The 20002-nt window shown below is 63.3% G+C and carries 17 protein-coding genes and 1 pseudogene; 7 read left to right on the top strand and 11 right to left on the bottom strand.

The window, feature by feature from the left end; all coding sequences use genetic code 11:
• Nucleotides 1-8 precede the first annotated feature (8 nt).
• The 5 genes and pseudogenes from PPL01S_RS07165 to ttgA form a co-directional block, all read right to left on the bottom strand.
• Entirely contained in the window at nt 9-932 is a 924-nt protein-coding gene (locus PPL01S_RS07165) for a LysR family transcriptional regulator (protein ID WP_016395596.1), read from the bottom strand.
• 162 nt (nt 933-1094) lie between these two features.
• Nucleotides 1095-2348 (bottom strand): OprD family porin, encoded by a 1254-nt coding sequence (locus PPL01S_RS07160; protein ID WP_028625474.1) that lies wholly within the window; start codon nt 2346-2348, stop codon nt 1095-1097.
• A 381-nt stretch (nt 2349-2729) separates the two neighbouring features.
• Nucleotides 2730-4184 (bottom strand): AdeC/AdeK/OprM family multidrug efflux complex outer membrane factor, encoded by a 1455-nt coding sequence (locus PPL01S_RS07155; RefSeq protein WP_016395598.1) that lies wholly within the window; start codon nt 4182-4184, stop codon nt 2730-2732.
• Nucleotides 4181-7332 (bottom strand): annotated as a pseudogene (gene ttgB, locus PPL01S_RS07150) (multidrug efflux RND transporter permease subunit TtgB). Before ttgB ends, PPL01S_RS07155 begins: the two are co-directional and overlap by 4 nt.
• Before the next feature lie 3 nt (nt 7333-7335).
• Nucleotides 7336-8490 carry a toluene efflux RND transporter periplasmic adaptor subunit TtgA gene (ttgA, locus tag PPL01S_RS07145; protein WP_016395600.1) on the bottom strand — a complete coding sequence of 385 codons (1155 nt, stop codon included), beginning with the start codon at nt 8488-8490 and terminating at the stop codon, nt 7336-7338.
• Nucleotides 8491-8724: 234 nt separating this feature from the next.
• On the opposite strand from ttgA, the gene ttgR reads away from it, so the two are divergent.
• A complete protein-coding gene (gene ttgR / locus PPL01S_RS07140; protein WP_016395601.1) occupies nt 8725-9357 on the top strand; it encodes an efflux transport transcriptional regulator TtgR in 633 nt (210 codons plus the stop codon).
• Between the two features lie 113 nt (nt 9358-9470).
• Here ttgR and PPL01S_RS07135 read toward each other — a convergent pair whose 3' ends face one another.
• Nucleotides 9471-10922, bottom strand: coding sequence for an MDR family MFS transporter (locus PPL01S_RS07135; RefSeq protein ID WP_028625473.1), 1452 nt, complete (start codon nt 10920-10922; stop codon nt 9471-9473).
• Between the two features lie 350 nt (nt 10923-11272).
• Here PPL01S_RS07135 and PPL01S_RS07130 point away from each other — a divergent pair, with 350 nt between their 5' ends.
• Complete coding sequence (locus PPL01S_RS07130) at nt 11273-12142, top strand: isocitrate lyase/PEP mutase family protein (protein ID WP_016395603.1); 870 nt, start codon at nt 11273-11275, stop codon at nt 12140-12142.
• A 99-nt stretch (nt 12143-12241) separates the two neighbouring features.
• Here the strand turns inward: PPL01S_RS07130 and PPL01S_RS07125 are convergent, their stop codons facing one another.
• Nucleotides 12242-13117, bottom strand: a complete 876-nt coding sequence (locus tag PPL01S_RS07125) for a LysR substrate-binding domain-containing protein (protein ID WP_016395604.1) — start codon at nt 13115-13117, stop codon at nt 12242-12244.
• A gap of 114 nt (nt 13118-13231) precedes the next feature.
• Here PPL01S_RS07125 and PPL01S_RS07120 point away from each other — a divergent pair, with 114 nt between their 5' ends.
• Nucleotides 13232-14869 (top strand): 5-guanidino-2-oxopentanoate decarboxylase, encoded by a 1638-nt coding sequence (locus tag PPL01S_RS07120; RefSeq protein WP_028625472.1) that lies wholly within the window; start codon nt 13232-13234, stop codon nt 14867-14869.
• A 150-nt stretch (nt 14870-15019) separates the two neighbouring features.
• On the opposite strand, the gene PPL01S_RS07115 is transcribed toward PPL01S_RS07120, so the two are convergent.
• Complete coding sequence (locus tag PPL01S_RS07115; RefSeq protein WP_028625471.1) at nt 15020-15940, bottom strand: AraC family transcriptional regulator; 921 nt, start codon at nt 15938-15940, stop codon at nt 15020-15022.
• A 201-nt stretch (nt 15941-16141) separates the two neighbouring features.
• On the opposite strand from PPL01S_RS07115, the gene PPL01S_RS07110 reads away from it, so the two are divergent.
• The gene (locus PPL01S_RS07110) at nt 16142-16435 is read left to right on the top strand and encodes a putative quinol monooxygenase (RefSeq protein WP_016395607.1); all 294 of its coding nucleotides are present in this window, start codon (nt 16142-16144) and stop codon (nt 16433-16435) included.
• Between the two features lie 56 nt (nt 16436-16491).
• Nucleotides 16492-16725, top strand: coding sequence for a hypothetical protein (locus PPL01S_RS07105; RefSeq protein ID WP_028625470.1), 234 nt, complete (start codon nt 16492-16494; stop codon nt 16723-16725).
• Here the strand turns inward: PPL01S_RS07105 and PPL01S_RS07100 are convergent, their stop codons facing one another.
• Both PPL01S_RS07100 and PPL01S_RS07095 read right to left on the bottom strand, forming a co-directional pair.
• On the bottom strand, nt 16726-17331 hold the full coding sequence (locus PPL01S_RS07100) for a flavin reductase family protein (protein WP_016395609.1): 606 nt from the start codon (nt 17329-17331) through the stop codon (nt 16726-16728).
• 116 nt (nt 17332-17447) lie between these two features.
• Nucleotides 17448-17735, bottom strand: coding sequence for a hypothetical protein (locus PPL01S_RS07095; RefSeq protein ID WP_016395610.1), 288 nt, complete (start codon nt 17733-17735; stop codon nt 17448-17450).
• Nucleotides 17736-17983: 248 nt separating this feature from the next.
• On the opposite strand from PPL01S_RS07095, the gene PPL01S_RS25325 reads away from it, so the two are divergent.
• Nucleotides 17984-18187 carry a hypothetical protein gene (locus PPL01S_RS25325; protein WP_162176850.1) on the top strand — a complete coding sequence of 68 codons (204 nt, stop codon included), beginning with the start codon at nt 17984-17986 and terminating at the stop codon, nt 18185-18187.
• Nucleotides 18126-18839 carry a COG4705 family protein gene (locus tag PPL01S_RS07090; RefSeq protein ID WP_244212837.1) on the top strand — a complete coding sequence of 238 codons (714 nt, stop codon included), beginning with the start codon at nt 18126-18128 and terminating at the stop codon, nt 18837-18839. Before PPL01S_RS25325 ends, PPL01S_RS07090 begins: the two co-directional genes overlap by 62 nt.
• Here PPL01S_RS07090 and PPL01S_RS07085 read toward each other — a convergent pair.
• A complete protein-coding gene (locus PPL01S_RS07085; RefSeq protein ID WP_028625469.1) occupies nt 18818-19957 on the bottom strand; it encodes a Fic family protein in 1140 nt (379 codons plus the stop codon). The two genes, PPL01S_RS07090 and PPL01S_RS07085, sit on opposite strands and share 22 nt — an antisense overlap.
• Between the last annotated feature and the right edge of the window lie 45 nt (nt 19958-20002).

Below are 20002 nucleotides of genomic sequence, written 5' to 3'. Positions count from 1 at the left end.
TCATCAGTTCAGTGAATGGCAGCAGCTCGCAGCGGCGCATCCAGCCCCACCAGGGTCTCGATCATCGCTCGTGCGGCTGGTGACAGGCGGTATCCGCTGCGGCTGACCACGCCGCAGCGCACGCTCAGCACCTCGAGCGCCGGTGGCAGGTTGCGCCAGTGCAGGCGTACCAGGCTTCCCTCGGCCAGGTCGTCGGCCACCGCTTCCTCGCTGGCGGTGCCTATCGCATCACTGGCCAGCACGACGCTGCGCAGCACGGCCAGGTGTTCGGTCTGCAGGTGCGGGGTGAAGTCGCTGCGCCCGCTCAGATTGGCCAGGCGCTTGCGTACACCCGGTGTGAGCAGGGCGCTGGCCAGGGGGTAGGCGAACAGGTCGTTGGTCGACAAGCTGTCCTTGGCCAGCAGGGGATGGCCGGGGCGGCAGAAGAACAGGCCCGGGCGCGGGCTGAGGGGGGCGGTGTGGAAGTTGGGGTCGGCTTCGAAGGGACGAACGTCGTCGACGAAGAATTCGATCTGCTCCCGGCGCAGCGCCTGGCCGAGGCGTTCGCCGTTGTCGACCAGCAATGAGGTGCGGATCCCGGGGTGGCGGGCGATGAAGTGCTGCAAGGCATCGGGTACCAGGCGCACCGCCAGGGCAGGGCCGCTGCCGAAATGCAGTTCGCCCGCGTCGAGCTTGGTCATCTGCAGCACATCGTTGCTCAGCTGCGCAGCACCCTGGACCAGCCGCCGTGCGTGCTGCAACACCACCAGGCCTTCAGGCGTCGGGGGCAGGGCCTTGCTGGCGCGGTCGACCAGTGGGCAGCCGAAGGTTTGCTCCAGGCCCTGGATGGCCCGGCTGAAGGCAGGTTGGGTGATACCCATGGCTTCGGCGGCGCGGACGAAACTGCGGTATTCGGTGAGGGCGATGAAGTAGCGCAGTTGACGAAGATCCATGTCGAGGCTCTGCGGTTGGAACAGAGGTCGATTTAAGCGGCATACCATTTATGCCGTCAACGAAGGATTAATTTAGCATCTATTCCTTTTGGTTATTTAGCATCATCGCGGGCAAACCCGGACCCTGTAGGAGCGGGCTTGCCCGCGATGAGGCCGGCAACGTCACAGCAGATTCAACGGATAACTCACAATCAAGCGGTTCTCATCGAACGAGTTGGTGCTGAAATCCCGACGCATCGTGGAATTGCGCCATTTCACCGACAAGTCCTTGAACGACCCCGATTGCACCACATAGGCAAGCTCCGTCTCCCGCGCCCATTCCTTGCCGTCTTCAATACCACCCGCCATCACATTGTCGCCCTTGATGTAGCGGTTCATCAGGGTCAGCCCGGGAATGCCGATACTGACGAAATTGAAGTCATGGCGCACCTGCCAGGAACGTTCCTTGGCGTTGTCGAAGCTTGAGTTGTAGCTGTCGTTGGCCAGCGTGCCACCGCTGGTGCCGTTGACCCGCAACCAGGCGTCATCGCCACTGACTTTCTGCAGGCCGACGTAGAAGGTATTGCCCTTGTAGCGTGCCGACAGCATCGCCGAAGCCGTGCGGTTGTCGAGCTGGCCGGCGCGCTCGGCGCCGTCTTCCTTGCCGATGAAGTAGCCCAGGTTGGCGCCGAGGGTCCATTCGCCCAATGGCTGGCTGTGGACCAGGTTGAGGTACTGCTGGCGGTAGATGTCCTTGAGCTGGGCATCCCACAGGCCGATCAGGGTGCGCTTGTCGTTGAAGGTATATTCACCGCCTCCGAAGTTGAAGCGGTTGGAGGTGAAGGCCGCGCGGCCGTTGAGCGACATGTCTTCCATGCTGGCGTCATTGCGCGGGCTGTTGCCGCGGAACTGGCCGGCATACAGGGTGAGGCCGTCGATTTCCCTGGAGGTGAGCTGGCCGCCGCGGAAGGTCTGGGGCAGCGAGCGCCCATCGTCCGAGCGCAGGATCGGCAATACCGGCATCCATTCGCCCACCTTCAGTTCGGTCTCGGACAGCTTGGCCTTCAAGGCCACGCCGAGGCGGCCGAAGTCGTCGGCAGGGCGGCCATCGTCGTGCACCGGTAGCAGGTGGGTGTTGGTGGTGCCTTTGCCGCCATCGAGCTTGACCGAGTACATGCCCAGCACGTCGACACCGAAGCCGACGGCGCCCTGGGTGAAGCCCGAGCGAGCATCGAGGATGAAGCTCTGGGTCCATTCCTCACCCTTTGCCTGGGGATGGGCCGGGTCGACGAAATTGCGGTTGATGTAGAAGTTGCGCAGGTTGAGGCTGGCCTTGGCGTCCTCCATGAAACCGCCTTCGGCGGCCAACACGGGGAGGGCGCAGGACATGGCCAACAAGCCGGGCAGCAGCTGGCGTGCGGGTTGCAAAGTGCTCATCGGTGGTGGATCTCTTGTTTTTATTGGCGAGCCGGTGCGCTGCAGGGTGCGGCCTGCAGGGCGGGGCTGTTTGATGAACCAGGGCAACGTTGCAAGAAGGATGGTGCGGGGTAGGGCGCTGAGGAGGCAATTCGCCGCAAGCGGAACAGGGCGATAATCGAACGGAATGTTCCAGTTGGTTAATTGTTTGCCGTACACGATCCCTGTGGGAGCCGGCTTGCCGGCGATGAGGCAGGAGCAGGCAGACTTGGATAGCCTGTCAGGGCCCTATCGCCGGCAAGCCGGCTCCCACAGAGGGATCGTGCAAGCGTTAGGATTTTTTCAGACAGCTGAAAACAAAAAGCCCACCGCGAGGGTGGGCTTGAGTGACCGACAGAACGATCAGCTGTTCGGCGTATCCACCGATGCCTGCTGGTTGGCCTGCCCGGTCTGCTCGTACCAGCCACCGCCGAGCGCCTTGTACAGGTTGACCTCGCTGGTCAGCTGCGAGAGGCGGTCGGTGATCAGCGACTGCTGGGCACTGAACAGGTTGCGCTGGGCGTCGAGGAAGGTCAGGTTGCTGTCGATGCCGATGCGGTAGCGACGCTCTGCCAGGCGGTAGTAATCCTGGTTCGCCTGCACCAGGTCGCGTTGCGCCTGCAGCTGTTCCTCGAAGGTCTTGCGCGACGCCAGGCCATCGGAAACTTCCTGGAAGGCTGTCTGGATGGTCTTTTCGTAGCGGGCGACGTTGATGTCCTTCTGGATCTTCGAGTAGTCCAGGCTGGCCTTCAGGCTGCCGGCGTTGAAGATCGGCAGGTTGATCTGTGGCTGGAACAACCAGGTGCCTTGGCCACCCGAGAACAGGTGACCCATGTCGGGGCTCAGGCTGCCGGCGTTGGCGGTCAGGCTCACGCTCGGGAAGAACGCTGCGCGCGCAGCGCCGATATTGGCGTTCGCGGCCTTGAGCAGGTGCTCGGCTTCCTGGATGTCCGGGCGGCGCTGGAGCACGTCCGACGACAGCCCGGCCGGTACTTCGGCCAGTTGGTCGGCATTGAGTTCCAGGGGCTTGGCCAGGTCGGCAGGAATGCCGGTACCGATCAGCACAGCCAGGCTGTTGGCGTCCTGGGCGACCAGGCGCTGGTACTGCGAGTACTTGACTCGCGCGCCTTCCACGGCGGTGCGCGCCTGGCTGACATCGAGTGCCGACGCCACGCCCACCTCATTGCTGCGGCGGGTCAGGTTGTAGCTTTCCTCGTAGGTCTTCAGCGTGTCTTCGGTCAGCTTGAACAGCGCCTGGTCGGCCTGCCAGGTGTAGTAGGCGTTGGCCACGCTGGCCACCAGGGCGATTTGCGTGGAGCGGCGCGCCTGCTCGCTGGACAGGTAGGTTTCCAGGGCTTGCTCGGTCAGGCTGCGCACCCGGCCGAACAGGTCCAGCTCATAGGCACTGACGCCCAAAGTGGCCGAATACTGGCTGGTGATGCCGGATTCGCCGGTCTGCGACATGTTCGCCGGGACCCGTTGACGGCTGCCGCTGCCATCGGCCGAAACGGCCGGGAACAGGTCGGCCCGCTGGATGCGGTACTGGGCACGGTAGGCTTCGAGGTTCAACGCCGCGACGCGCAGGTCGCGGTTGTTGACCAGCGAGGTCTGGATCAGCTGCTGCAGCGCCGGGTCGTGGAAGAACTGGCGCCAGCCTTGTTCGGCGGCGGCCACGTCGGCCGACTGGGCCGGCGAGTACGCAGGGCCTTGCGGCCACTGCGCAGCCACCGGCGACTCCGGAGTCTGGTAGTCGGGTATCAGCGAGCAGCCGCCCAGGATGAAAGCGGTTACCGCCAGGGACAGCAAGGACTTGGTCATTGCCCAGCCTCATAACGTGGAGTTTCAGGGGTGGCGTGTGCTTCCGGCTCTTTGCTGCCGAACAGCGACGACACTGCGACGAAGAATAGCGGTACCCAGAAGATCGCCAGCACGGTGGCGCTGATCATGCCGCCGATCACACCGGTGCCGATGGCGTGCTGGCTGCCGGCGCCCGCGCCGCTGGCGATGGTCAACGGTACCACGCCGAGGATGAACGCCAGCGAGGTCATGATGATCGGGCGCAGACGCATGCGGCACGCTTCGATCGCTGCGTCATACAGGCTGCGGCCCTGCTCGTGCAGTTCCTTGGCGAATTCGACGATCAGGATCGCGTTCTTCGCCGCCAGGCCGATGGTGGTCAACAGGCCGACCAGGAAGTACACGTCGTTGGACAACCCGCGCAGGCTGGTGGCGACCAGTGCACCGATGATACCCAGTGGCACCACCAGCACGACCGCGATCGGGATCGACCAGCTTTCGTACAGGGCTGCCAGGCAGAGGAACACGAACAGTACCGACAGGGCGAACAGCGCAGGCATCTGCGAGCCGGAGAGTTTTTCCTCGTAGGACATGCCGGTCCAGGAGAAGCCGATGCCGTCAGGCAGCTCGCCAGCGATGCGCTCCACCTCGGCCATGGCTTCACCGGTGCTGTAGCCCGGGGCCGGTGCACCGAGGATTTCCATCGCCTCGACGCCGTTGTAGCGCGACAGCTTCGGCGATCCGTAGCTCCACTCGCCCTTGGCGAAGGAGGAGAACGGCACCATCTCGCCTTTACCGTTGCGCACGTACCACTTCTGCAGGTCTTCCGGGCTCATCCGCGAATTCGGCTCGCCCTGGATGTACACCTTCTTGACCCGACCGCGGTCGATGAAGTCGTTGACGTAGCTGGCACCGAGGGCAATCGACAGGGTGTTGTTGATGTCGGCGATGGTCACGCCCAGGGCGCTGGCACGCTCGTCATCGATGGTCAGCTGGTACTGCGGCTCATCGTTCAGGCCGTTCGGGCGCACGGCACTGAGCACCTTGCTCTGCGCGGCCTTGGCCAGGAACTGGTTGCGCGCTTCCATGAGTTTTTCATGGCCGACACCGCCACGGTCCTGGAGGAACACGTCGAAGCCGGTGGCGTTACCCAGTTCGAGTACCGCAGGCGGGGCGAAGGCGAACACCATCGCATCGCGGAAGGTGAAGAAATGCTGCTGGGCACGCTGGGCCAGGGCGAACACGCTGTTCTCCTTGGAGCGCTCGTCCCATGGCTTGAGCATGATGAACGCCATGCCCGAGCTCTGGCCACGACCGGCGAAGTTGAAGCCGTTGACGGTGAACACCGAGGCAACGGTATCGCCTTCTTCCTTGAGCAGGTACTCGCGCATCTGGTCGACCACCACCTGGGTGCGCTCGGCACTGGAGCCGGCCGGGGTCTGTACCTGGGCGAACAGTACGCCCTGGTCTTCCTCGGGCAGGAACGCGGTGGGGATACGGGCGAACAGCCAGATCATGCCGACCACGATCAGGGCGTAGGCGAGCAGGAACGGCAGCTTGTTGCGCAGGATGGTGCCGACGCTGCGCTCGTAGCCTTCCACGCTGCGGTCGAAGTTGCGGTTGAACCAGCCAAAGAAGCCGCGCTTGGCCACATGGTGCTCGCCCTTCTTCAGCGGCTTGAGCATGGTGGCGCACAGCGCCGGGGTGAAGATCAGGGCCACCAGCACCGACAGGCCCATGGCCGAGACGATGGTGATGGAGAACTGGCGGTAGATCACACCGGTGGAGCCGCCGAAGAAGGCCATGGGCAGCAGTACCGCCGACAGCACCAGGGCGATACCCACCAGCGCTCCCTGGATCTGCTCCATGGAACGCTTGGTCGCCTCCTTGGGCGGCAAGCCTTCCTCGGACATGACCCGCTCGACGTTCTCCACCACGACGATGGCATCGTCCACCAGCAAGCCGATGGCCAGAACCATGGCGAACATGGTCAGGGTGTTGATGCTGAAGCCTGCGGCGGCGAGGATGCCGAAGGTGCCGAGCAATACCACCGGAACGGTCATGGTGGTGATGACGGTGGCACGGAAGTTCTGCAGGAACAGGTACATCACCAGGAACACCAGGACCACGGCTTCGATCAGGGTGTGGATCACCCCGCTGATCGATTCGGTGACCACTGGCGTGGTGTCATACGGGAACACTGCTTTCACGCCCGGCGGGAAGAACGGCTCCAGGTCGGAGACGGTCTTGCGCAGGGCCCTGGCCGTGTCGAGGGCGTTGGCGCCGGTGGCCAGCTTGACTGCCAGGCCCGAGGCCGGCTTGCCGTTGAACTGGGCGCTGACGGCGTAGTTCTCGCCACCCAGGCCAACCTGGGCGACATCACTCAGGCGTACTTGCGAGCCATCCTTGTTGACCTTGAGCAGGATCTTCTCGAACTGCTCGGCGGTCTGCAGACGGGTCTTGCCGATGATGGTGGCGTTGAGCTGGGTACCGGGCAGGGCAGGCAGGCCGCCGAGCTGGCCGGAGGATACCTGGACGTTCTGCGCGGCAACGGCGGTCTTGACGTCGACCGGGGTCAGCTGGAACTTGTTCAGCTTGGCCGGATCGAGCCAGATACGCATGGCGTACTGTGCACCGAACACCTGGAAGTCACCGACACCGGCGGTACGCGAGATCGGGTCCTGCATGTTGGAAACGATGTAGTTCGCCAGGTCGTCCTTGGTCATGCTGCCGTCTTCGGACACCAGACCGATCACCAGCAGGAAGTTCTTCACTGCCTTGGTGACGCGGATACCTTGCTGCTGCACTTCCTGCGGCAGCAGCGGGGTGGCCAGGTTCAGCTTGTTCTGCACCTGGACCTGCGCGGTATCAGGGTTGGTGCCCTGCTCGAAGGTGGCGGTAATGGTCATGCTGCCGTCGGAGTTGCTCTCCGAAGACACATAACGCAGGTTGTCGATACCGTTGAGCTGCTGCTCGATGACCTGCACCACGGTGTCCTGCACGGTCTGCGCCGAGGCGCCCGGGTAGGTCACGGAGATGGCGATGGCCGGTGGCGCGATGCTGGGGTACTGTTGACCGGCAGCTTCAGGATCGACAAGGCGCCGACCAGCATGATCACCAAGGCGATCACCCAGGCGAAGATCGGGCGATCGATAAAGAACTTCGACATGGTTTACTCCGCTTTGGCGTCTGCTTTGGCCGCGCTGGCCTGATCAGGGCCGGCCGGCTTCTTGACGTTGGTCGCATCGCTGACCGTGACCTCGACACCTGGGCGTACGTACTGCAGGCCTTCGGTGATCAGGCGGTCGCCCGGGTTCAGGCCTTCCTCGATCAGCCAATCGCTGCCCAGGGTGCGGCTGGCCTTGAGCTGGCGCAGTTCGACCTTGTTCGCCTGGTTGACCACCAGCGCGGTAGGGGCGCCCTTGAGGTCACGGGTCACGCCTTGCTGCGGCGCCAGGATGGCATTGCTGTTGACCCCGGCCTTGAGCCGCGCATGCACGAACATGCCTGGCAGCAGGGTGTGATCGGGGTTCGGGAAGATGGCGCGCAGGGTCACGGAACCGGTGGTCTCGTCGACCGCGACTTCCGAGAACTCCAGGCGACCTTCCTGGGTGAACAGGCTGCCGTCCTCCAGCACCAACTGTACCGACGCGGCGTTATTGCCGGCCTTCTGCAGTTGGCCGCTTTCCAGCTCACGGCGCAGCTTGAGCAGCTCGGCGGTGGACTGGGTGACATCGACGTAGATCGGGTCGAGCTGCTGGATGGTGGCCATGGCGTTGGTCTGGCCGTTGCTCACCAGTGCACCTTCGGTGAACGAGGAGCGGCCGATGCGGCCGCTGATAGGCGCCAGCACCTTGGTATAGCGCAGGTCGATCTGCGCACTCTTGAGCGATGCATCGGCCTGCAATCGTTTGGCATTGGCATCGTCGTATTCCTGCTTGGAGACTGCCTGCTCGACGATCAGTTGCTTGTAGCGCTCGGCCAGCGAGCGGGTCGCCTGCAGGTTGGCCTGGGCGTTGGCCAGGTTGGCCTCGTACACCGCAGGGTCGATCTGGTAGAGCTGCTGGCCTTCCTTGACCTCGCTACCTTCCTTGAACAGGCGCTTGAGGATGATGCCATTGACCTGCGGGCGCACTTCGGCGACGCGGTAGGCACTGGTGCGCCCCGGCAGTTCCGAGGTCAGGGTGAAGGCTTGCGCTTGCAAGGTGACGACGCCGACCAGAGGAGCCTGCGCTGCGGGCGCGGCTTCTTCTTTCTTGCAGCCACTTAGCAGGGTTGCCAGGGCGACGGCGGAAACCAGAGCGGTAACGGCTGGCTTGAATTGCATGTGATCCTCGGGTCGCTGGAGCAGGGAGGCGCTCAAGAGTAATGGAAGAGTCTTTATCGGAGTAGCTTACTAACGAATATACTTACATTCACGGTTGTTTGTAAATAGCGCTGGGTGGTAGTAGATGACCACCCCAGCCGTCGATTAGCCCATCCGGCAGGCGCCCAGAAGAGGTGCCCCCGGCGGATTTCCCCCAGGCGCAGTGCCTGCGGGCCCAGATGAGGTCGTACTGCCATGGTCCGTCGAACCAAAGAAGAAGCCCAGGAGACCCGCGCCCAGATCATCGAGGCCGCGGAACGGGCCTTCTACAAGCGCGGGGTCGCGCGTACCACGCTGGCCGAAATCGCCGAGCTGGCGGGCGTGACCCGGGGGGCTATCTACTGGCACTTCAACAACAAGGCCGAGCTGGTGCAGGCCTTGCTGGACAGCCTGCACGAAACCCATGACCACCTGGCGCGCGCTAGCGAAAGCGAAGACGAACTGGACCCGCTGGGCTGCATGCGCAAATTGTTGCTGCAAGTGTTCAACGAGCTGGTGCTCGACGCGCGAACGCGGCGTATCAATGAGATCTTGCATCACAAGTGCGAGTTCACCGACGACATGTGTGAAATTCGCCAGCAGCGCCAGGGTGCGGTGCTGGACTGCCACGAGGGCATTACCTTGGCGCTGGCCAATGCCGTGCGCCGTGAACAGTTGCCGGCCGGGCTGGATGTCGAGCGCGCGGCGGTCACCTTGTTTGCCTATGTCGATGGCCTGATCGGGCGCTGGTTGCTGCTGCCCGACAGCTTCGACCTGCTGGGCGGTGCCGAGCAATGGGTCGACACCGGGCTGGATATGCTGCGCTTGAGCCCCGCGCTGCGCAAATGACACTTTGTTAAGGTTTGTGAGGAAGTGTTTCCCTTCTTCATTAAGCAGGGATTAAACCCGTCTTCGGTGGGAGCCGGCTTGCCGGCGATTGAGGCGCAAAGCGCCCCCAAGACCTAGCGCCCACGCAACTGCCGGTCCGGCAACGCCACCGCTGCCAACAACGCTACAACGGCCACCGCAGCACTGCCCATCAGCAGATGACGGAACGTTTCCACCAGCCGCGCCTGCATCGCCGGCTCCGGCTCACCCGTCTGCAGACTCCCTAGCAATGGATTGCCCAGCACTTCAAGCCCGCCCTGATGCAGCAGCGCCAGCAGCAGGCTGGACATGCACGCCACCCCCAAGGCCCCGCCCAGCGAGCGGAACAGGTTGGTAGTGCTGGTGGCCACGCCGATGTCCTTGATGCCCACTGCGCTTTGCGTGCCCACCAATGAGGTCGGGAACTGCAAGCCGCAGGCGAACCCGGTCAACAGCATGAACACGCCGCTGAGCAGAACGGACTGCACTGGGGTGATGGCCATGGCGAAGATGGCCATCGGCATCAATATCGCACCGGCAAGGATCTGCGGCTTGTAGCGACCGGTGAAGGTGGTCATCCGCCCGCCGATAAAGGCCCCCATGGGCAGGCCGATGGCCAGCGGCAACAGGTGCAGCGCGGCGCTGTCGGCGCCGGCACCGGTAATGCCCTGGTAGCGCAGGGGCATCAGCATGGTCAGCGAGATCGACTGGAAGCTGGCGAAGAAGATCACCCCCCAGCACAGCACGGCGACCCGGTTGCCGAACAGGTCCAGCGGCAGCAGGGGCTCCTGGCAGCGACGCTCATGGCCGATGAACAGCGCCAGGCCAAGGCCGGCGCAGATGAACAGGGCCAGCACGGGTGCCGCGGTCCACCCCTGGCCCTGGCCCACCAGTGTGATACCCAGCAGCAGGCTTCCCAGGCCGAGGATCAGCAGCAGCGCGCCCGTATAGTCGACCTGGGCGTTTCGGCGCTGCGTTGGCACGCCGGCCAGGGCCCGGCGAATGGCCCACAAGGCGACCAGCCCCAGCGGAAGGTTGATCCAGAATACCCAGCGCCACGACAGGTACTCGGTCAGCCAGCCGCCAAGCACTGGCCCGGCCACGCTGGCCACGGCGTACATGCTGCTGAAATAGCCCTGGTAGCGGCCACGTTCGCGCGGCGGGACGAACTCGCCGATGATCGCCTGGCTTACCGAAACCATGCCGCCCGCGCCGATGCCTTGCAGCACCCGCGCCACCACCAGTTGCTGCATGTCCTGGGCCAGCGCACAGGCGATCGAGGCCAGGGTGAACAGGCTGATACCGGTGAGGATCATACGCCGGCGGCCATACAGGTCACCCAGCTTGCCGTAGATGGGCACGGCCACGGTCATCGCCACCATGTAGCCGGAGATCACCCAGGCCAGTAGGCCGACATCGTTGAACTGGGCCGAGATGGCGGGCAGTGAAACGGCGACGATGGTCTGGTCCAGGGCGCCAAGGAAAATGGCCAGCATCAGGGCCGTGAGCACGTTGCGCAGGTCGGTGGGGGGCAGGGCGGCGGTCACGGGGCTTACCTTGTCAGGGCTGGAGCGGATGGCAAGGATTGTAACGCGACTTAGGTAGCTTCCTATGTACTATCTGCATCCCCTATGCAAGATCGGCATTGGCGCATTCATCCAGTGCTGCATGGCCGCGTGATATCGTGGCTGTACCGCAGAAGCTGAAATCCGGGGCTTGCACCAGCATGGTGCATTTAAAAGCCACCGGTTTTTTTGTCGCTGTCTCCCACACCTTTTATTCCTCTGCCTGCATGTCGAGCATGACCGCCCAGATGGCGACGGTTGGAACAGGTCAGGTAGAACCGATTCAGGGGTCGGTAGCAACCGTTCTATTTTTACCTATTAGCGGAGTGATCATGCCCAAGGCTTCCCATCAAGATCTGCGTTTTGCCTTCCGCGAGCTGCTCGCTTCAGGTTCCTGCTATCACACCGCTTCCGTGTTCGATCCGATGTCGGCGCGCATTGCCGCCGACCTGGGTTTCGAAGTCGGGATCCTTGGCGGTTCGGTCGCGTCCTTGCAGGTGCTGGCGGCGCCGGACTTCGCCCTGATCACCCTGAGCGAGTTCGTCGAGCAGGCCACCCGTATCGGCCGTATCGCCCAGCTGCCGGTGCTGGCCGATGCCGACCATGGCTACGGCAATGCGCTCAATGTGATGCGCACGGTCATCGAACTCGAGCGCGCCGGCGTGGCGGCGCTGACCATCGAAGACACGCTGCTGCCAGCCCAGTTCGGGCGCAAGTCCACCGACCTGATTCCGGTCGACGAGGGCGTGGGCAAGATCCGCGCGGCGCTGGAGGCGCGGGTGGATTCCTCGCTGTCGATCATTGCCCGGACCAACGCCGGCGTGCTCAGCACCGAGGAAATCATCGTGCGCACCCAGAGCTACCAGAAAGCGGGTGCCGACGGCATCTGCATGGTCGGCGTGAAGGACTTCGAGCAACTGGAGCAGATCGCCGAGCACCTGACCGTACCGTTGATGCTGGTGACCTACGCCAACCCCAACCTGCGTGACGACGAGCGCCTGGCGCGCCTTGGCGTGCGTATCGTGGTCGATGGCCACGCTGCGTACTTCGCCGCGATCAAGGCCACCTACGACTGCCTGCGCCTGCAGCGTGGGCAGCAGAACAAGTCCGAAAACCTCAGCGCCACCGAGCTCTCGCACACCTACACCCAGCCTGAGGACTACATCCGCTGGGCCAAGGAATACATGAGCGTCGAGGAGTGAGCGGTTGCCCCGGTTGCTGAGTCGTGTTTCTCGCGGATAAATCCGCTCCTGCAAAGACTGCATCGAGCGCGTAGAAGCGGATTCATCCGCGAGAGGCCCTCACGGCTCAACCCGACTCTGCAACCAATCCATCAGCTCGACCAATCCAGGCGGCATGTTCCTGGCCTGGCAGGCCAGGTAGTAACCCTTGCCTGTCAGCACCTTCAGCCCGAAGGGCATGCACAGCCTGCCGCTTTTCAGGTCATCACCGATCAATGCCCAGTCACCAATGGCCACTCCAGTTCCTTGCGAGGCCATCGCCATGGCCATGTCCAATGTTTCGAAATGCTGCCTTGGCCCTTGGGTTTCGAGGTTCGCACCAGCGGCCAGCAGCCACAGGCGCCAGTCATGCTCGTCACGAGAGGGGTGCAGCAACATGTGACGCTTGAGGTCTTCGTTGGTCTTCAGCGGTACCGGCCCCGCCAGCAGCGATGGCGCGCACACCGGGGTGAGTTGTTCATCGAACAGCTTACGCACATGCAGCCCATGGTTCGGCGCATTGCCATAGACCACCGCGGCATCGAAGCCTTCATGACGAAAATCCACCCCGTGTTGCACGGTGGTGGTCAGCTCCACCGGCACGTCGGGGCGCAATGCCTGCCATTCCATCAGCCGCGGCAGCAACCAGCGCATCACGCAGGTAGGGGCCTTGAGCTGCAAGGCGGCGCTGCGCCCACCCACTTCGCGCACGCCCTGTTCGATCAAGGCGAATACCTGTTGCACCCGCGGCAGCCAGTCCTGGCCTTCCCGAGTCAGGCTCAGGCCACGGGCCTGGCGCTTGAACAAGGCGTAGCCAAGGTGCTCCTCGAGCCCGGCGATCTGCCGGCTGACCGCACCTTGGGTGATATGCAGCTGCTGCGCGGCACGGGTGAAGTTGCAGTGCTGTGCGGTCACCAGGAACGTGTGCAAGGCGGGGAGGGGCGGGAGTCGTTTCATCAAGTCGAGCCATGATCTCAGGACATGGCTAGTATGTGTTTTTTTGCATTGTGGCGATAGCCGTGCCTTGGGTCCAATGAGCCTAGATTTCCAACAAGATGCAAGGTGAAACCCATGGCAACCTGCGGCGAAGTACTGGTCAAACTCCTTGAAGGCTATGGCGTGGACCATGTCTTCGGCATTCCCGGCGTGCACACCGTGGAGCTGTACCGTGGCCTGGCGGCCTCGTCCATCCGCCACATCACCCCGCGCCATGAGCAGGGCGCTGGCTTCATGGCCGATGGCTATGCGCGAACCCGCGGCAAGCCGGGCGTGTGCTTCATTATCACAGGCCCCGGCATGACCAACATCACCACGGCCATGGGCCAGGCCTACGCCGATTCGATCCCGATGCTGGTGATCTCCAGCGTGCAGTCGCGTGACCAGCTGGGCGGTGGCCGTGGCAAGCTGCACGAGTTGCCCAACCAGGGCGCACTGGTGGCCGGCGTGGCAGCCTTCTCGCAGACCTTGATGAGCGCCGACGACCTGCCGCAGGTTCTGGCCCGCGCCTTTGCCGTGTTCGATGGCGCCCGGCCGCGCCCGGTGCATATCGAGATCCCGCTGGACGTGCTGGTCGAGCCGGCCGACCACCTGCTGCCGGGCCGCCCGGTGCGCAGCAGTCGTGCAGGCGCCGCGCCGCAGGCCGTGGCCGGCATGGCTGAACGCCTGGCCAAGGCCCGCAGACCGCTGATTCTGGCAGGCGGTGGAGCATTGAGCGCGGGCTCGGCGCTGGTGCGCCTGGCCGAGCACCTGCAGGCTCCGGTGGCACTGACCATCAACGCCAAGGGCTTGTTGCCGGCCGGGCACCCGCTGCAGATCGGTTCGACCCAGTCGCTGGTCGCCACCCGGGCGCTGGTGGCCGAAGCCGATGTGGTCCTGGCGATCGGTACCGAGCTTGCCGAAACCGACTATGACGTGACGTTCAAGGGCGGTTTCGAAATCCCGGGCAGCTTGCTGCGGGTCGACATCGACCCGGACCAGACCGTGCGCAACTACCTGCCGGAACTGGCTCTGGTGGCTGATGCGGAACTGGCCGCACAAGCCTTGTTCGACGCCTTGCAGGATCTGCCAGCGCCGACCCGCGACAGCAGCTGGGGTGCGGTTCGCGCGCAGCGTCTGCGTCAATCGCTGGCGGCGAGCTGGGATCAGCCGACCCTGAGCCAGACGCGCCTGCTGACGAGCATCCTGGAGCGCCTGCCGAACGCCATCCTGGTGGGGGATTCGACCCAGCCGGTCTACACCGGCAACCTGACCCTGGACATGGACCACCCGCGCCGCTGGTTCAATGCCTCGACGGGCTACGGCACCTTGGGCTACGCGCTGCCTGCGGCGATGGGCGCCTGGCTGGGCAGTGCCGAGCGGCTGGCCGAGCGTGCGCCGGCGGTGTGCCTGATCGGTGATGGTGGCTTGCAATTCACCCTGCCGGAACTGGCGAGCGTAGTCGAGGCGCAGGTGCCGCTGATCGTGCTGTTGTGGAATAACCAGGGCTATGAAGAGATCAAGAAGTACATGGTCAACCGGGCAATCGAGCCGGTCGGGGTGGATATCCACACCCCGGACTTCATCGGCGTAGCCCGGGCGCTGGGGGCGCAAGCTGAACATGTCGTCGACGTGGAGCAACTGCAGGCTGCCCTGGGGCGGGCAGTGGAGCGCAAGGGGCCGACCTTGATCGAAGTTGACCAGAACCGGTGGCAGGCGGCCGTGGCAGGTTGATGCGCGGTCACTCGGGGAGCAAGTCTTGAAGACTGATGCGAAACCCCTGTGGGAGCCAGCTTGCCGGCGATGAGGTCGGGACAGGCAACGTTGCATTACCTGTCAGGGCCCTATCGCCGGCAAGCCGGCTCCCACAGGTGGTGACGCAAATCAGCCCGCGCTGGCGCGCAGGCGCGCCACATCGCGGATCGGCGGCGCGCCATACAGTCGGCTGTACTCCCGGCTGAACTGCGACGGGCTTTCGTACCCCACCCGATAGCCCGCCACTGCCGCTTCAAGCCCGTCATTGAGCATCAGCCGCCGTGCTTCCTGCAGGCGCAATTGCTTCTGGTACTGCAAGGGGCTCATCGAGGTCACGGCCTTGAAACGATGATGCAAGGTCGAGGTGCTGAGGTTGACCTCCCGCGCCAGGTCCTCGATGCGCAGAGGTTGCTGGAAGTGCTGGTTGAGCCAGGTGATGGCCTGGCAAACCCGGTGCGTCTGGCTGTTGGCCAGGGCAATCTCGTACAAACGGTAGCCTTGAGGCCCTCGCAGCAAACGGTAGAGAATCTCCCGACGAATCAGCGGTGCCAGCATGCCGATGTCGCGCGGCGTGTCCAGCAGGCACACCAGGCGCAACAGAGCGTCCAGCAGCTGTGGGTCGGTTCGTTCCACATACAGCCCACGGCCGGAAGGCAGGTTGGGTACCAGCATCGGCCCGCTCTCGGCGATCAACTGGCTGATCTCGGCCGGGTCGAGGTCCAGGCGCAGGCCAAGGCTTGGGTGCTCCGGGCTGGCATCGAGTTTCACGCCGCTCAACGGCAGGGTAACCGAGACCACCATGTAGTGCAGCGGGTCGTAGGCGTACTGCTCATCACCGAGGAACAGGCTCTTGCTGCCCTGGGCGAGGATGCACAGGGCCGGCTGGGCCAAGGTCGGTACCGAGCGGACATTTTCCGTGTAGCGCACCAGGTAGAGCGCGTCGATGGCCGATGCCGGGCCGTGGATTTCGCCGGCATGCCGGCCGATCAGTTCGGCGAGCTCCTGACGTTGCACCTCCAGGGCCGGATCGAGGGTCGGGGCGGTAGTCATGGTGGCGTTCCTCTGCTGACCGTCGCAGCATAGGTTTGGGCAATGCCGGGCGCTAGTCGAAAGCTGCACGTCGCTTGCCTGATCCTGCCGCGCCGCAGGATCAGGCAAGCGGCGTGCAGTAATGGCCTAACGCGCCGCGCGGGCCAGCCCCTAACCTTGGCAGCCTGGTTAACCGCCCGCGTGCTTCAAGGAGATCGTGCAATGACCCTACCACAACCGGTCACCCACCTGGCTTTCATTCGGGCCAGCAGCGGCCGCTCTGCGGAGCTTGGCGCGCGCCTGCGCGACTTGCTCGAACCTTCGTTGCGCACGCCTGGCTGCCTGAGTTTCAGCGTGCAGCGTTCGCAGGCCGATGCCGACTTGTGGTTGCTCAGCGGTAGCTGGTGCGACCAGCAGGCAATGAGTGGCTATTTCGCTTCCCCGACGCTGGACGTGTTCGGCGAGCTGGTCCAGGACCAGGTCGTCAGCAGCCTGGACCTGCACACCTTCGATTGAATGCCGGACTACACGGGGTAGAATGCCGCCCCTCGATCAACGACGCGGATAGCGACATGGCACGTAGAGAATTCCCGCACTTCGAAGCGGTTTCGGCAATGGTCCCGGTGGAAGGTGGCGGCTACAACGCTGCCATCGCGGTCAAGGCCTTGGGCATGGGCGGCGCCCCGCGCTTTCACAAGGTGCTCGAAGGGCAGGTGTTCAAGGGGGCCGTGGCGGCCGACGAGGCCGCTTGCGCCGAGCTGGAACGCCTCAAGGGCGTTGGCGAAGACGGTGAGCTGATCTGGTGATCACACCAGGGGTCTGCTCATCTTGAACAGGTTGCCCAGTTCGAAGTAGTCCGCAGGGCCTCCGCCGCGCAGGATCGGCTCGGCGGCGGCGGTATCGTAGATACCGTCCTTGAGCAGGTGCTCGGCGATGTGCACCGCGACCACCTCGCCAAGGATCAGCCAGCTCGGCACCAGCGCCTGATCGGCACGCTTGAGCTGGACGATCTGGCTCACTTTGCATTCGAATGCCACCGGCGTTTCACCCACACGCGGCACGCTCACCACGCGCGATGGGGTCGCCGTCAACCCGCTCAACTCGAACTCGTTCACCTGCGCCGGCACCGCTGCACAGCTCTGGTTCATGGCTTCGGCCAGGGGGCGGGTGGCCAGGTTCCAGACGAACTCGCCGGTCTGCTCGATATTGTTCAGGCTGTCTTTGCGCCCGACGCTGCAGAAACCGATGATCGGTGGAATGTAGTTGAAGGCGTTGAAGAAGCTGTAGGGCGCGAGGTTCAAGCGGCCTTCGCTGTCCTGGGAAGAGATCCAGCCGATCGGGCGCGGGCCGACGATGGCATTGAACGGGTCGTGGGGCAGGCCGTGGCCTTTGGCGGGTTCGTAGTAGTACATCTGTTGGGCCTGCTGGCCCTACCTCCTGGTGGACAAGGTGGCTAGTGTGCCAAGCCTGAGCCCGCCTGGAAATGATCAAACCCGGCCGAGGCCGGGCTGGTTGCACGCATCAGGGATCAGCTGATGCGGTGGGCGTTGGTGCGGTCGAAGCCATCTTCAGCGAAACGTTGACCGCCGGTGCGATCAAAGCCGTCTTCGGCAAAGCGTTGGCCACCGGTGCGGTCGAAGCCGTCTTCGGCAAAGCGTAGGCCGCCGGTGCGATCGAAGCCATCTTCAGCGTAGGTGGCGGTCTGGCTTTGTGCTGCTGCGAAGCTGTGAGCACCGGTGCGGTCGAAACCATCTTCGGCGAACGCGCCAGTGGCGAAAACCGAGAAGGCAAGGCTGAGGATCAGTTTGTTGTTCATGGTCGTTGCTCCGTTGGGTTTGAGTGGTTGCTTGTTTCTATGGGTTCCATGCTACGCCGATTAATTTGATTAAAAAGCGCAAAAAATGGCGTTAAACAATCGATTTAATAGATGTTAGTGGGTGCGCTCATCGTGATCCCACCTGTGTCGGCCACCTTGTGTGAGGGCCAACCTGCCAGCGAGTGACAAGGCCTCGCCAGAGATTGCAGCCTGACGAGGTGTCATTAATCGAGGGTTAAGACCTGCGAATGATCGCTCTTCGAGGGATGAACGGTTTTTTCATGAACCGCCAACCGATTTTTCAGGTACCGCTGATCACCATCGCCGCACCTATTCCGGAGCGGCAAAACAATGAACAAACTTCCGCAAATCACACTGGCTTTCTGGGTCATGAAGATCTGCGCCACTACCTTGGGCGAGACGGCCGGGGATCTGCTATCGATGACCCTTGACGTAGGTTATGCGGTCAGCTCGATGCTGCTGATCAGCGTGTTCCTGCTGACCTTGCTCGGCCAGCTTTACTCGCGCCGTTACCATCCGATGCTTTACTGGCTGGTGATCCTTTCCACCAGCACCGCCGGCACGACCATGTCGGATTTCATGGATCGTACCCTCGGCCTGGGTTATGCAGCGGGTTCGGCCATCCTCATCGGCATCCTCTTGTTGACCTTCCTGGTCTGGCGCCTGAGCGGCAACCCGCTGGACGTTACCCGCATCAAGAACCGCACGGGCGAGATTTTCTACTGGGTGGCGATCCTGTTCTCCAACACCCTCGGTACTGCTCTGGGTGATTACCTTGCGGACGATTCGGGGCTTGGCTTTGCCGGTGGCGCACTGCTGATCGGCAGTGCCATCGCGCTGGTGGTGGTGGCTCGCTACTGGACGCGGATCCCGAGCGTGGTGCTGTTCTGGGTGGCATTCGTGCTGACCCGTCCGTTCGGCGCCACCCTTGGCGACTTCCTGACCAAACCGCACGAGAAAGGCGGCCTGGACTTCGGCACCATCGGCTCTTCCGCCGTACTCGGTGGCGTGCTGCTGGTACTGGTGCTGCTGGCGACCTGGTACCAGCGGCGTGAGCCGCGTCAGGCGTTGGAGATGTCCTGAATATTGACCTGGTAGCGCGTGCTGCGTCCCCCACCGGGTAGCCGGACCAGGCAGGCCTTGTCCAGGAGGTCTGCAAGGTGACGGGTTGCGGTAGCCTTGGAAACCTTGGCTACTGCCTGGTATTGCGCCGCATTGACGCCGTCCTCGAACCCGCGAGGGCCGCCATCCAGCAGGCGGTTGAGCACTTTTACCTGTTCTGGGAAAAGTCCATCGGCACGGTGGGCGTTCCAGAACCGGGCCTTGACCAGCACCCGGTCGATGCGCAGCAGTGCCTGTTCGAGGCTGCGCAACAGCGTTTCGAGGAACCAGATCAGCCATTGGCTGATGTCCAGATCGCCTTTCTGGCTGCTTTCCAGGATCCGGTAGTAACCCGCCCGGTCGTCGAGGATGCTCGCGGACATGGCGTAGAAACGAATGACCTGGCGTTCGCCCTGAGCGAGCGCCAGGTCAGTCAACGCGCGGGTCAGGCGACCATTGCCATCATCGAACGGGTGCAGCGTGACAAACCAGAAGTGCGCGATGCCTGCGCGAAGCAGAGGATCGAGTTCTGCGGCATGCTGGCTGTTGGCAAACCAGTCGAGAAAGCTGCCGAGTTGACCTTCCAGGCCGGCGCGGAGCGGGGCCTCGAAATGCACGGTTGGCTGGTCAAGGCGGCCAGAAATCACTTGCATTGGTGCTTCGTCGCGCAGTTGCCCAACCCTTATCGCTTTTGTCAGCAGGTCGCTGTGGTCAGGGAACAACCATTGGTGCCAAGTGAACAGTCGTTGCAACGTCAGTGGCTGCTCAAATCCTTGCGTTGCATCCAGCATCAGCTCCGCGAGCCCTTCACTGCGGGCCGTGGTGGCGCCTTGCTCGTGCATGCCCAATCGTCGAGCCAGGGACGAACGTACAGAGCTGGCATTCAGTTGTTCACCTTCGATTGCCGACGAAGTGATGATGTTCTGCAGCAGAGTGTCGAGCCTGTTTTCGCACTCGCTGAGCTCATCAACCGCACCCATCCTGCCCAGTAGACGCCCTTGAGCCTGGACGCAGCTGCGAAGCAAGGGTGCGAGCTGGTCTTGTTGCCATCGGAAATGGGGCCAATCGGGTTGCTGCCAGATCCAGTAAGGAGTGTTCATGATCGCCTCGAGGTGTCCAGTGAGCCGAATAATAACCCTATTCGG

The sequence above is a fragment of the Pseudomonas plecoglossicida NBRC 103162 = DSM 15088 genome, assembly GCF_000730665.1.
GTDB lineage: Bacteria > Pseudomonadota > Gammaproteobacteria > Pseudomonadales > Pseudomonadaceae > Aquipseudomonas > Aquipseudomonas plecoglossicida.
Note: the sequence above shows the minus strand (reverse complement) of the source record. Positions and strands in the feature narration are given on the sequence as shown.

What these genes read in the sequence shown, in the direction of transcription:
- PPL01S_RS07155 (WP_016395598.1), bottom strand. Translation starts at nt 4,184, where the DNA reads ATGACCAAGTCCTTGCTGTCCCTGGCGGTAACCGCTTTCATCCTGGGC.
- PPL01S_RS07105 (WP_028625470.1), top strand. Translation starts at nt 16,492, where the DNA reads ATGGCACGTAGAGAATTCCCGCACTTCGAAGCGGTTTCGGCAATGGTC.
- ttgA (WP_016395600.1), bottom strand. Translation starts at nt 8,490, where the DNA reads ATGCAATTCAAGCCAGCCGTTACCGCTCTGGTTTCCGCCGTCGCCCTG.
- PPL01S_RS07130 (WP_016395603.1), top strand. Translation starts at nt 11,273, where the DNA reads ATGCCCAAGGCTTCCCATCAAGATCTGCGTTTTGCCTTCCGCGAGCTG.
- PPL01S_RS07115 (WP_028625471.1), bottom strand. Translation starts at nt 15,940, where the DNA reads ATGACTACCGCCCCGACCCTCGATCCGGCCCTGGAGGTGCAACGTCAG.
- PPL01S_RS07125 (WP_016395604.1), bottom strand. Translation starts at nt 13,117, where the DNA reads ATGAAACGACTCCCGCCCCTCCCCGCCTTGCACACGTTCCTGGTGACC.
- PPL01S_RS07090 (WP_244212837.1), top strand. Translation starts at nt 18,126, where the DNA reads ATGAAGATCTGCGCCACTACCTTGGGCGAGACGGCCGGGGATCTGCTA.
- PPL01S_RS07085 (WP_028625469.1), bottom strand. Translation starts at nt 19,957, where the DNA reads ATGAACACTCCTTACTGGATCTGGCAGCAACCCGATTGGCCCCATTTC.
- PPL01S_RS25325 (WP_162176850.1), top strand. Translation starts at nt 17,984, where the DNA reads ATGATCGCTCTTCGAGGGATGAACGGTTTTTTCATGAACCGCCAACCG.
- ttgR (WP_016395601.1), top strand. Translation starts at nt 8,725, where the DNA reads ATGGTCCGTCGAACCAAAGAAGAAGCCCAGGAGACCCGCGCCCAGATC.
- PPL01S_RS07120 (WP_028625472.1), top strand. Translation starts at nt 13,232, where the DNA reads ATGGCAACCTGCGGCGAAGTACTGGTCAAACTCCTTGAAGGCTATGGC.
- PPL01S_RS07110 (WP_016395607.1), top strand. Translation starts at nt 16,142, where the DNA reads ATGACCCTACCACAACCGGTCACCCACCTGGCTTTCATTCGGGCCAGC.
- PPL01S_RS07100 (WP_016395609.1), bottom strand. Translation starts at nt 17,331, where the DNA reads ATGTACTACTACGAACCCGCCAAAGGCCACGGCCTGCCCCACGACCCG.
- PPL01S_RS07160 (WP_028625474.1), bottom strand. Translation starts at nt 2,348, where the DNA reads ATGAGCACTTTGCAACCCGCACGCCAGCTGCTGCCCGGCTTGTTGGCC.
- PPL01S_RS07095 (WP_016395610.1), bottom strand. Translation starts at nt 17,735, where the DNA reads ATGAACAACAAACTGATCCTCAGCCTTGCCTTCTCGGTTTTCGCCACT.
- PPL01S_RS07165 (WP_016395596.1), bottom strand. Translation starts at nt 932, where the DNA reads ATGGATCTTCGTCAACTGCGCTACTTCATCGCCCTCACCGAATACCGC.